7 protein-coding genes are annotated in these 11,865 nt (G+C 69.3%); 1 reads left to right on the top strand and 6 read right to left on the bottom strand.

Annotated elements, in window-relative coordinates:
- Positions 1-430: 430 nt before the first annotated feature.
- The 6 genes from aroF to ACWDKQ_RS26705 form a co-directional block, all read right to left on the bottom strand.
- Complete coding sequence (aroF, locus tag ACWDKQ_RS26730) at positions 431-3,547, bottom strand: 3-deoxy-7-phosphoheptulonate synthase (protein WP_450141521.1); 3,117 nt, start codon at positions 3,545-3,547, stop codon at positions 431-433.
- The gene (locus tag ACWDKQ_RS26725) at positions 3,547-4,482 is read right to left on the bottom strand and encodes a GHMP family kinase ATP-binding protein (protein ID WP_450141520.1); all 936 of its coding nucleotides are present in this window, start codon (positions 4,480-4,482) and stop codon (positions 3,547-3,549) included. Before ACWDKQ_RS26725 ends, aroF begins: the two co-directional genes overlap by 1 nt.
- Positions 4,479-5,987 carry a lyase family protein gene (locus ACWDKQ_RS26720; RefSeq protein WP_450141519.1) on the bottom strand — a complete coding sequence of 503 codons (1,509 nt, stop codon included), beginning with the start codon at positions 5,985-5,987 and terminating at the stop codon, positions 4,479-4,481. The genes ACWDKQ_RS26725 and ACWDKQ_RS26720 overlap by 4 nt, the downstream gene beginning before the upstream one ends.
- Positions 5,984-9,025, bottom strand: coding sequence for an amino acid adenylation domain-containing protein (locus ACWDKQ_RS26715; protein ID WP_450141518.1), 3,042 nt, complete (start codon positions 9,023-9,025; stop codon positions 5,984-5,986). The genes ACWDKQ_RS26720 and ACWDKQ_RS26715 overlap by 4 nt, the downstream gene beginning before the upstream one ends.
- Before the next feature lie 389 nt (positions 9,026-9,414).
- Positions 9,415-9,615 carry a zinc ribbon domain-containing protein gene (locus tag ACWDKQ_RS26710; RefSeq protein ID WP_450141522.1) on the bottom strand — a complete coding sequence of 67 codons (201 nt, stop codon included), beginning with the start codon at positions 9,613-9,615 and terminating at the stop codon, positions 9,415-9,417.
- Positions 9,616-9,812: 197 nt separating this feature from the next.
- Positions 9,813-11,111, bottom strand: coding sequence for an MFS transporter (locus tag ACWDKQ_RS26705; RefSeq protein ID WP_450141517.1), 1,299 nt, complete (start codon positions 11,109-11,111; stop codon positions 9,813-9,815).
- Between the two features lie 147 nt (positions 11,112-11,258).
- Between ACWDKQ_RS26705 and ACWDKQ_RS26700 the strand changes: the two genes are divergently transcribed.
- The gene (locus ACWDKQ_RS26700; RefSeq protein WP_450141516.1) at positions 11,259-11,843 is read left to right on the top strand and encodes a GNAT family N-acetyltransferase; all 585 of its coding nucleotides are present in this window, start codon (positions 11,259-11,261) and stop codon (positions 11,841-11,843) included.
- Positions 11,844-11,865 lie beyond the last annotated feature (22 nt).

Here is an 11,865-nt window from a genome sequence, read left to right as displayed (position 1 = left end):
CGCACCGCCGAAACCCACGTCGAACATATCCTCACCAAGCTCGGCTTCACCTCGCGCGGCCAGATCGCCGCACTGGTGGCACAAGACAGAAAATAAGGATCTCCTAATACTCCAGCGGATGAGCGTGTCAAGCGGCGCGGGGTTCCGCTGCGGAATGTGACACCGTTGCGAATGGGGACGTCTTCGAAACTATGGTGAAACCTGGCGCAACTCGGTGAAACGCAGGGCCTTGTTTCTCTGCTGGGCAACTGACCAAGCGAATAGACTTCGAGTCAGGCCCGACCTAATTTTCGAGTAACTATCAGGTTATTGGTTTGCGCCGACGACTGACCGGTGAGTGCCGGAGATTTACATTTTGGCCTTGGCGGGCCGTAAGTCGGCGTTCCACCGCGGACACACCCCGCGCCCGGCCCCACCATGCTAAGCCGGATCAGCGCAGCGCGGCTGATTCGGAGCCGAGCAACTCCTGCGGTAGGCGTCCGGCAAGCGTGGCCCAGTCCCGCATCGCCCCGGCCAGGCCGGACACCTCCGCCTCACCGAGCGCCTGCGGACCGTCGCACAGTGCGGCGGCCGGGTCCGGGTGGACGTCGATCATCACCCCGTCGGCCCCGGCCGCCACGGCCGCGCGTGCCAGTGGCAGCACCAGCTCTCGGCGCCCGGCCGCGTGGGACGGATCGACCACCACCGGCAGGTGGGACTGGGCCTGCGCGACCAGCACCGCCGAGAGGTCCAGCGTGTTGCGGGTGGCGGGTTCGAAGGTGCGGATGCCGCGCTCGCACAGCACGATGTCGGTGTTGCCGCGCAGCGCGATGTACTCCGCGGCAAGCAGCCACTCTTCGACTGTCGCGCTCATGCCTCGCTTCAGCAGCACGGGCTTCCCGCTATCACCCACCGCTTCCAGCAGGCCGAAGTTCTGCATGTTCCGCGTGCCGATCTGGAGCATGTCCGCCCAGCTGGCGACCAACTCCACGTCTCGGCTATCGACCACTTCGGTGACCACCGGCATACCTGTCTCGGCGCGGACCTCGGCCAGGATGCGCAACGCCTCCGCGCGCAGGCCCCGGAAACCGTACGGCGAGCTGCGTGGCTTGAACGCGCCCGCCCGCAACAGTGAAGCACCCGCAGCCTTGGCGAGCCGAGCAGCGGCAATAGTCTGCTCCGGCGTCTCGACCGCGCAGGGTCCGGCGATCAGGGTGAACGTGTCCGGGCCGATGGCGACGCCGCCGACCTCCACAACCGAACGGCTCTCTCGCGCCTCCCTGCTCACCAGCGGATACGCCGACGCCACGCGGGTAGACCCCGGCCGCAACCGGAAGCCGATCAGCGCGCGAGCCCGGTCCAGGATCTCGACCAGCTCCCCGCGGGTGGCCGCCGTGGCGATCACATACCCGAGGCGGCCGTACGCGTCGACCGGCGGGGCAACGCGTTGCCCAGGTTTGGCGGTGACCGTCACGGCCCGCACTCCGGGCAGGGCCGTGGTCTGCTCCACGCCGGTCACCTCTTCGAGCACGCCTTCCTCGGGCGGCAGCAGGAACTGGATGCCGGCATAGCCCTCGAACGACTCCGGCAGGTCGAACTCCGCTCCCGCGGCGAAGCGAACCTGCGCCTCCAGCAGGTCGACCCCGGTGCCCAGCCGGAACAGCTCAGGAATCATGCCCCCGGCCAGGCGCGGGTTGATCTCGACGACCGCGGTGCCGTCCGGGCCGAGCTTGACCTCGGTGTGACTGGGGCCGTACTCCAGCGACACCGCGAAAAGCGCCGCACGGACCGCCGCGGCCATCTCCTCGGCGACCGCGGCGGGCAGATCCGCGGGCACGATGTGCCTGCTCTCCACGAAGTTCGGTCCTGGCGTCACGGTTTTCTCGACGATGCCGAGCAACCGCTGCTCCTTGCCGGTGCCGAACATCTCCACGCTGTACTCGGGCTGGTCGAGGAACTGCTCGACCAGCCCGGCGCGGCGGGTCGCCTGGCCTCGGCCGTTCTGGGTGACGGCCAGGACTCGGTTCACCTGGGCGATCGCCTCCCCGACGGTGGCGCACAGCAGCACGTTGGTCGAACCCGAGTCATCCACCGGCTTCACCACACAGGGCAGGCCGACCCCGGCGACCGCCTCCCAAGCCGACGCGGCGTCGGTGACGGCGGTGTACACCGGCTGCCGCACACCGGCCTCGGCTAGCGCGGCCCGGAGCGCGCCCTTGTCACGGCAGCGCCCAATGGCCTCGGCGTCGGCGGCGGGCAAGCCCAGTGCGGCGGCCAGGCGCGCGGCCGTGGCCAGGTAAAACTCGCTCGTCGTGGTCACCGCGGCGATCGGGGCTCGACCGGCCACCCTGCCGACCGCCAGGTTCAGCGCGTCGAAGTCGTTGGTGTCGCAGGTGACAACCGTGGCCCCGGTATCGGCCAGGCCCAGGTACCGCTCGGGCCAACTCGTCATCAGCACGGCCCGGTAACCGAGCTCCCTGGCCACGCCGAGCGCCCGCATGCCAGTGCCGGTGGTGTTCGACTCGACGAAGACGAACAGCGGTGGGCGGTCACTGCCGGCGACCTGGTAGGACCAGCTTGATACTGTGGTGCCAGCGCGAACCTGCTGTGGAATTTCCGCGAGCGGCAGCTCGGCGAGGTCGCGTTCGGCCCAGTATCCCTCGTGGTGCACGGTCTCGGCGTAGCGGTCACCGCGGTCGGGGAAGATGCCGACGATCCGCGTGCCCGGCGGGGCGGTGGCGGCGAGCCAGGTGAGCACCCGGTACACCGACCCCGAGGTGTTGCCGGTGAACAGCTTCTCCTCGCGAGCCAGCGCCCGGGTGGCATCGAAAGCCTCCCGGTCGTTGAGCCAGTGCACCTCATCGATCAGCGAATGGTCGAGATTCGGCGGGTTTAAGCTGTTGCCCAGCCCGCTCTGCAGCCGCTGCGGCCAGTCCGGCTGTCCGAACAGGACACTGCCGACGCAATCCACCCCGATCACCCGCACGTCGGGCAGCCGCTCCCGCAGCGCGCGCGACGTGCCGCACAGCGACCCGCCGCTGCCCACCGAGCCGACCAGCACGTCGACGCCCCCCAGGTCGGTGACCAGCTCATCAGCAAGCGCGCGGTAGGCGGCGGGATTCTCCGGGTTGGCGTACTGCCGCGGCCAGAAGGCGCCGGGCAGCGTGTTCATCAGCTCGTTCAGCTTGGTCAGCCGGGCGCCCTGCCATCCGTGTTCGTCCATTTCGGACACGACGTGCACTTGGCAGCCCAGGCCGGTGAGCTTGGCCAGGGTGATCTGGTCGATACGAGGATCGGTGACGATGTGCACCGAGTGCCCCATCAGGGTGCCGACCAGCGCCACTCCGAGCGCCATGGTGCCCGATGAGCTTTCAACGATCGGCGCGCCCTCGGCGAGTTCGCCGGACTCGCGGGCGCGCGTGATGATCTGCTTGGCCACCCTGTCCTTCATCGCGAACAGGTTCTGCAACTCCAGCTTGGCATGGATTTCCACGCCGCGGTCCGCTCCGGTCCGCAACCGCACCAGCGGAGTGCCGCCGATGACGTCGATCAGGCTGTGACTCAGCATCAGCGCCGTCCCATTCCCATTCCGTCGAAGCTCAAACACCGGTACACCGCGACGTTTCCCGCGATGGACGAACATGCGCTGGCCGTCGCGGCGACCTGGTCCGGGTAGCCGGGCACCGCCGGGTCCAGTAGCACGCCGAGGCTGGTCCCGCTATGCGCGGCGACCACCCCGAGCCCGCCGACGTCCTCGCAGACACCGAGCAACCGCTCCAGCGTGGCCTTTGGCCGCAGGACCTGGTTCATCAGCGCGCTGCGGGTGGCCACCCGGCCCACCTCGGCGAGGTCCCGCTGCCGCACCGCTTCCGCCATCCGCGCCAGCAGCCCGGCGTACTCGCGCTGGTCGGCCGCGGTGAACGGCTTGGGGATGAGGTTGAACTCCACGGTGTCGATCTCGCCGCCCTCGTCCACGCCGACCACGGTCATCGGCGGCAGCGAGCCGAGCACCGAGTGCAGCTCTACCCGGCGGTGGTAAAAGGCGACCACCGCCGGGTAGAGCACGCCGTCGGTGGGTTCGATGCGGGCCAAGAAGTTCTCGATCCGCCGGGGAGGCAAGGTGATGCCGAGCGCGTTGGCCACAGCCCGGGCGGTAGCCACCAGGTCAGCCGAGGAACTGGCCATGCCCTTCCCCTCGGGCAGACCGCTGTCGATGGTGATCTCCCCGCCGATCGGCCGCCCGGCGTCGGCCAGGACGATCCGGGCCAGCCGGAGCGCCTTGGTCTTGCGGCGCGGCCACACTGTCAGTTCGCCGGCGTCCGCGTTGCCACGGAAGGTCGCCACGGACCAGCGCGCGATCGGCAAGGTGACCAGGAAGTCGCCCTCCGGCTCCGGCAGCACCCCTTGCAGCAGTTCACCGAACACTCCGAAGGCCGTGCCGACGCCGGTCACCCCGCGATACAACGGCCGGGGCCCGGCGAGGCTTCCGGTGGCTTTGCTCATGCCCGCGCTCCCGCGGCATCGGCCAGCACGGCGGCCAGCTCGGCATCGGCGTCCGCGAGCCGGGTGCGCCGCGCGGCCCAGGCCGAAGTCAGCTGGTCGAACTCGGCTTCCTGCGTGGCGAGCAGCTCGCGCATGGGCTCGGGCCCGGTCGACCCGGTGGTGCGCTTGGCAGGCAGTGCGGCCGTGACATCCATTGCTTCGCGCAGCAGAGTTTCCGCGAGCGGTGATGCATATCCATGCTCCGCCAACACTTTTTCCAACAGCGCCGGCTCGGGCTCGGCAGGTGGCAGACCCTTCGCCACCGCGGCGACGATGTAGCGGCCGGTGACCACCTGGGCCGTCCGCCACGGCACCCCCGCTCGCAGCGTCAGCTGGTTGGCGAGGGTGAACCCGCCGAAGTACTCCGCCTCGCAGGCACGGGCGAGGCGTTCCTCGTTGAACTCCAGGCGGTCCAGCACGCCGGTGAGCAGGCGCGAGATCGAGTCGAGCGTGTCGAACGCGGCGGGCACCTGGGCACTGGCCTCTTTGGACACCTCCACGGAGTTGCTGTAGGAGGTGGCGCGCTGCGCGGTCGCGATGCCGTGATAGGCCGCGTGCAGATGCGCGGTACGGCCGCGAATCCTCTCCAGCACAGGGAAGTTCTTCTTCTGTGGCATCGCCGAGGAGATGCCCGACCAGTCGTCGGGCAGGTCGAGGTAGCCGTAGCCGGTGCCGCCCCAGGTCATCAGGTCGGTGACAAACCGGCTCAGCGCCACGCCCAGCATCGAGAACTCGGCGCAGGCCTCAAGCGCCCAGTCCCGCTGCGACACCGCGCGCAACGCATGCCGCTGAACACTTTCGCAGCCCAGCAGCCGGGCCATGCGTTCGCGGTCCCAGTCCAGCTCCTGACCGGCCATCGCGCCCGCGCCCATTGGGCAGGCGCTGGCGGTCAGATAGACCGGCTCCAGCCGCGAGAGCGTGTGGAGCAGTTGCTCGGCCAGCGCGGAGAAGTAGAACGCCGGGCTGACCAGCTGGGCGGCCTGCATGTGCGTGTAGCCGGGCATCATCAGCCCGCCGGTGCGGGCGGCCAGCCGCCCGGTGGCGCGGCCCAACTCGATCAGCAGCTCGGCCGTGTCCAGCAGTCGGGCCCGGCCGTACAGCACCTGCGCGGAGGCCTGGAGATCGTTGCGGCTGCGGTCGACGTGCCAGGCGGGCGGCACCTTGGGCAACCGATGGCTGATGAAGCGTTCCAGCGAGAACACCAGGTCGCTCATCGCCCCGCGCGCGGACCGCTCCACCGCGTCCGGGGTGGCGCGATCGAGCAGCCCGGAGATCAGCCCCACCTGCTCGCCGGTCAGCAGGCCCATCCTGGCGTACTCGGCGAGCAGCACCTTCTCCAATCGCACGTAGTGCGGCAGCAGGCAGGCCAGCTCGAACCGGAGCTGCGGTTCCAGGATCTCCGCGCGCAGCAGGCCGTCCGGCCCGGCCGAGATCCGGCCGGTCAGGTTCGTGTGGTCGATGGTCAAACCGGGCTCCTCGTTCGGGACAGTTGTGGGCAGGCGCCGAGCACAACGCCGGCGACTTCGGTGGCTCGGCTGCTCGGAAAGTAGTGGCCGCCCTCGGCGAGCACGCGCAGCCTCAGTCGGCGGGTCAGCCCGGCCCAGGCGGACAGGTGACGCGCGGTCTCGCTGGTGTGCGGATCGTCGGCGGCGACGACCAACTCCACCGGGGTGTCGACCCGGTGCGCGAGCGGCGAGCGCAGTGCGCCGCGGAAGAACGCGCCGGCGCTGCGCACGTCGTGGCGGTAGGCAACCCCGACGACGCGGGCCCGCTCCGGTTTGAGGCCGTCGAACTCGATGTAGCCGCTGTCCTCCAACATCGCCGTCACGAGTTCGCGATCACCCTGCACCCTCACCCGGATGTCCTCGGCCCGCAGCTGGTCCTCGGTGGCGGGCCGGATCGCGCCGAGGAACACGTGGTGCGCTGGTGCGCCCTCATCCTCCAGCAGCCGGGCCAGTGCCAATGCGGGAGCGGCACCGGTGCTGTGTCCCCACACCAGCAGGGGCGCGCTCCGGTGATCGCGCAGTTCCGTGCGCACCGCCTCTGCAATCGCGTCCACCGTGGCCAGTTCGGCTCGTTCGGCGCCGAGATCATGACCCGGCGGCTCGACGCCGAGCACCTGGACGCCGTGCGCCCGAAGCTCCCGTGCCAACTGCTGGAAGTTGACCGAGTTCCCGCCCGCGTGCGGGAAGCAGACCAACGTCGCAACGGGATCGGTGTCCACTTCGGACAGGGGGTGGAGCAGGCGCGGGGCCGGGAGCGGACGACGTTCGTCGATCAGCGCGGCGAGCTCGGAGAGCACCGGGCGCGCCAGCACCTGCCGCAGTGACACCAGCCCGTCCAGTTTGACCAGCAGGCGCACCACCGACAGGGAAGTGCCGCCGAGGCGGAAGAAGTCGTCCGCGTGCCCGATCCGCTCCAACGGCACGTGCAGCACTTCGGCCCAGGCGGTGGCTAGCGCCCGTTCGGTGGGCGTGGCCGGAGCAGCGTACGGCCCGTCGGCGTGCCCGAGCGTGGCCGCCAGCACGGCCAGCACCGCTTTGTCGGTCTTCCCGTTGGCGTTGAGCGGCAGGCGGTCCAGCCGGTGCACGTAGGTGGGCACCAGCTGGCCAGGCAGTTGCGCGGCCAGCCGTGCGCGCACCTCCCCCCCATCGAGCTTCCCGGAGCCGGTGAAAAACGCCACCAGGATGGCTTCCCGGCCCTCGCCGCTGTCCACCACGACCGCCGCCGAGTCGACTCCGTCGATAGCCGCCAGCTCGTGCTCGACCTCGCCGATCTCCACTCGCGCGCCCCGGATGCGGATCTGCTCGTCACGGCGGCCGAGGAACTCCAATCGCCCGCCGGGCAGCCAGCGGCCGAGGTCTCCGGTGCGGTAGAGCCGTTGTCCCGGCCGGTGCGGGTCGGGGCGGAAGGCCCGCGCCGTCTGCTCCTCGTCACCGAGATAACCGCGGCCCACGCAGACACCGGAGAAGGCGATCTCCCCCGGCGCGCCGAGCGGCAGCAGCGAGAGGTCGTCACCGATCAACGAGACGTCGACGTTGCGCACCGCGCGCCCGAGCGTCACCGGCTCGTCCGGATGCCGCAGCACCGCGTGCGTGGTGTCGTCGGACAATTCGGTGGCGCCGTAGGCGTTGACCAGCGTGATGCCCGGACAGCAGGCGAACCACCGGCGCACCAGATCCGGGCGCAGTACCTCGCCGGTCACCGACATCGCCCGCAGCCGTCCCAACCCGCCCGGCCGGCTCTCCAGCCGGGCGACGAGCACTTCGAAGTAGGACGGCACGAGCTGCGCGACCCGCACTCCGGAAGCGGCCAGCTCGTCGCGGAAGCCGTCCACGTCCAGCAGCACCTCGGAATCCACGATCCGCGAGCTGCCACCGCACAGCAGCGGCGCGAGGAGCTGCCACAGCGAGATGTCGAAGCACTGGGAGGCCGTCTGCGCCACTACCTCCCCTGGCGTCAGCTCCATGTCGGCGACCTTGGCTAGCAAGTGATTGAGCAGGCCCGCGTGTTCGCACATCACGCCCTTCGGCGTCCCGGTGGAGCCTGAGGTGAAGTAGACGTACGCAAGCGCATCCGCCGCCACAGCGACCGTGGTGGCGGACGCGCCGGTACCGAGCAATTCGTCAATGGTGAGCACACAACGCCCGGCACCCACCGTTGCGCCATCGATGCCCGCCCCGGCCAGCACCATCGAGCAGCCAGCCTGGTCCAGCACCCCGGCGATCCGGCTCGCGGCCGCGCCCGGGTCCACCGGGAGATAGGCGCCACCGGCACGGAGCACACCGAGCACCGCTGCGGCCCAACCGAGATCCCGCGCCGTGACCACGGCGACGATCTGACCCGTGGCGAGACCCCAGTCCAGCAGAGCGGCAGCCACCTCGGTGGAACGCTCGTCCAGTTCGCGGTAGGTCCAGCTGCGGTCGCGATGTGAAACCGCGATGTCGTCGGGACGTCGGCGGGCCTGCTCCGTGAAAAGCTCGGCGAACATCCGCTTGCCCAGCGGCTCGCGCGGCCCAGCGAGATCCCGAAGCTGATGACGAACCTCCTGCTCGCTCAAGAGATCCTCGACGCGGTGCACCGCGTCTAGGTCGTCGGCAAGCAGGCGCAACGCGCTCAGGTGATACCCGGCAATGCGGGTCACCGCCTCGGCATCGAGCAAGTCGGATCGTGAAGTCACCGACAGCCCGCCGTCGGCGAACCGGACACCGAGCACCCCCTCGTGCACAACACCGCCTGGAGAAAGATCGAGCACGGATTCGACTTCTGAGTCCGCACGCACCTCGTCGACACCCGCCGCCAGTTCCCGCCAGCTCCGGCCGCCGACCTCCGCACGCACCGGTCGGATAGCCGATTCGGTAATCAACCCGGCAACCGGCGCGGGTTCACCGGTGACGGCGGAGAGCACGGCCAGGTGCGCCGCGAGCACGAAAGAGTCGACAGCCCCGTACCGCGCGTTCGCGGTCGCGTGGAGCCGGTCCAGCAACGCCGCCGGTATCTCCAAGCGGCATCTGACCGGCGTGGCCGCGCCCGGCGCTGGCCAGCACGGGACCACCGTGGCGGCACGCCTTGACGGACCGGTGCTCACCACGCGCGCGACGGTCGGATCGGGCGAATTCATCTACAGCCAGCTCCCGGGCCACCACAAGGCCTGAACTCGAAACGGCGAAGAAAGTCGAACTGGCACGGACAACCCGCACTTTTCGCGGCTTTCCCGGTCAACATTAGGCAACTCGCGGCTCGCACCAGACCGGATTTGTTGCTCACGGACACGGCAATTATTGCGGACAGTTGACTGTCATCCCTACGGTTGGAGCCGGGGATCCCATCCTCACAGGTTGGGTTTCCTGCTTCACGGCCGATCGCGCGCGAGAAAACTCGCCCCACCTCACATCACCCTCCACGAGCATCGCCAGGAATGCCCCTGGCTGCGGCTCGACCAGCCGCAAGGATGTTCTTCGTCGCGTTGATGTCCCGGTCGTGGCGGGTGCCGCAGTTCGGGCATATCCCTGCCCGAACGGAAAGCTTCAGCTCGGACAGCAGGTGCCCACACTTCGAGCACGTCTTGGTAGATGGGTACCAACGATCCACCACCAGGAGGATCTTGCCCGCACGGCTGGTCTTGTATTCCAGTTGGCGGCGGAACTCACCCCACCAGCAGTCGGAGATGGCCCGCACGAGCTTCCGATTACAGACCACGTTCTTGCGAGCCTCGCTTTCCAGGTGCTTCGGGTTGGCGATCCGCCCATTATCGCTGTGACGACGAAGTCCTTCACACCAAGGTGGATGGGTTACCGCTGGGCGCCTGGTGCTGGACGTGCTTCCTCCCCACGGATAAATCCGGGGGCCTGCACACTACGTTCCGTCGGTGAACCGAGCTGCCGCGAAGCGGCGTCCATCTGCCGCCACACCTTGAAGACCAACGGGCACACGGCGGCGATCACGCACAGGCCGCAGAGCGCGTACGCCGCGCCGTGCGGACCGATCCCGTCGAGCAGCACCCCGGCGATCAACGAGCCGAGTGGCATCGCCGCGCTGCCCACCGCGTGCAGGGCGCTGAAAACCCTGCCGCGCAATGGTTCCGGTACCCGGTCGTACTTGACCGCGGCGATCACCGGGTTCAGCGCGCCGTTGGCCACCATGCTCAGCGAAACCAGCCCCACCAACAGCACCGGCGGGGGGCCGAGCGCCACCACGAGGTAAACCGGAGGACCGGAGATCAGCCCGCAGACGGCGAAGGTGCGCCAGCGGTGCCGTCCCGTGCCACGAATCGCGTAGAGCGCGGTGCCGAGTACGCTGCCGCCGCTGGCAGCCCCGATGAGCACCCCTACCAACGTGCTGTTGTGCCAGACCAGCACGCCGAACGCCGGGAGCAGCACGGAAAGCAGCCCGGTGGTCAGCGCGTTGCTGCTGGCGTTGCTCGCGCCCAGTACTACCAGCAGCCGATCCCGCCGCAGGTAACCCAGTGCCTCCCGCAGCTCCTCCAGGTAACCGGCGCCACCGGGGCCACCGGACACCGGACGCACCCGCACGAACACGCCGACCAGCACCGCCGCCAGCAGCAGCGCAGCGCCGTCGGCCAGCAGCACGGTGGCCGGGCTGAACAACGCGATCAGCAGGCCGCCGAGCAGGGCCCCGAACAGGTCACCCGCCCGTTGCGAAGCCTCCTCCGCGCTGGTGCCACGGGAAACCCGGGTCCCGGTGACAGCCAGCACCGCGGGCAGCAGCACCTGCTTGGTGCTGCGGGACGGGGCCCGCCCGGCGCCGATCCCCAGCGCCAGCACCACAAGCAACGGCAGCGACACGCCCACCGTGTTGTGCGCCAACGGGATCAGCAGCACCGCACCACAGGTGAACAGGTCCGCGACCAAGCTCGCGCGCCGGGCGCCGTACCAGTCGACCAATGTGCCGGTGAGCATCACCGACAGCACCAATCCGAGCGTCTCGGCGGCGGCCACCAGCCCGGTGCTCACCCCGCTGCCGGTGGTCTGCAGCACGAACCACGGAATGGCGATCAGCGTCATCGTCGATCCCACCGTGGCGATACCGCCCGCCGCGACAAGCGCGACCAATGGCGTCGTGCGCGTCACCGGCCGACCACCCGGAACGGGGTGGATTGCCGAGGAAATGCGGGACAGTCGTATTCCGGGCTGCTATTGTTGCCGCGCCGTCCGACCGAAAGACCCGCGCGACGGAATTCCTCGATCCGAGAACCCGATCCGGAGCGGCCCTCACTCATGCGACCAGTTGTCACCGAACGCCTCCTGCTCCGCTCGTTCACCGAATCCGATCTGGACGACCTGTACGACATCCAGCGCCGCCCCGACGTCGCACGTTACCTGTTCTGGAACGCCCGCACCCTGGAGGAAACCAGGAAGGCGCTGGCGGTGCGCATCACTCAGACCGAGCTGGCTGCCGAGGGCGAGAACCTGGCGATCGCCGTGGAACTGCGCGAGACCGGCCGCCTGATCGCGGACTTCAACCTGGAGTGGCTCAGCGCCGAGCTTGGCCGCGCCGAGATCGGGTTCGTGATGAATCCCGACCACTCCGGCCACGGCTATGCCACCGAGGCCGGAGCCGAGGTGCTGCGAATGGCATTCGAGATCTACGGGTTCCACCGCGTGGTCGGCCTGTGCAACGGGAACAACCACAGCTCGCAGCGCCTGATGGAGCGCCTCGGCATGCGACGCGAAGCCTTCTTCGTCCAGGGCGAGATGCTCAAGGGCGAGCGCGCCGACCTCGCCGTCTACGCGATGCTGGCCACCGACTGGGAGCAGGGCGCCGGGGCGGCTCGCTCCGGGGAGCCGACCACGCGCGGCTGAAACGGGCACTACTTCCTCAGCC

The organism is Saccharopolyspora sp. NPDC000995, from assembly GCF_053599315.1.
Note: the sequence above shows the minus strand (reverse complement) of the source record. Positions and strands in the feature narration are given on the sequence as shown.

Bases quoted from the DNA above. Each gene is read 5' to 3' on its own strand.
- ACWDKQ_RS26725 (WP_450141520.1), bottom strand. From the start codon at position 4,482: ATGAGCAAAGCCACCGGAAGCCTCGCCGGGCCCCGGCCGTTGTATCGC.
- ACWDKQ_RS26700 (WP_450141516.1), top strand. From the start codon at position 11,259: ATGCGACCAGTTGTCACCGAACGCCTCCTGCTCCGCTCGTTCACCGAA.
- aroF (WP_450141521.1), bottom strand. From the start codon at position 3,547: ATGCTGAGTCACAGCCTGATCGACGTCATCGGCGGCACTCCGCTGGTG.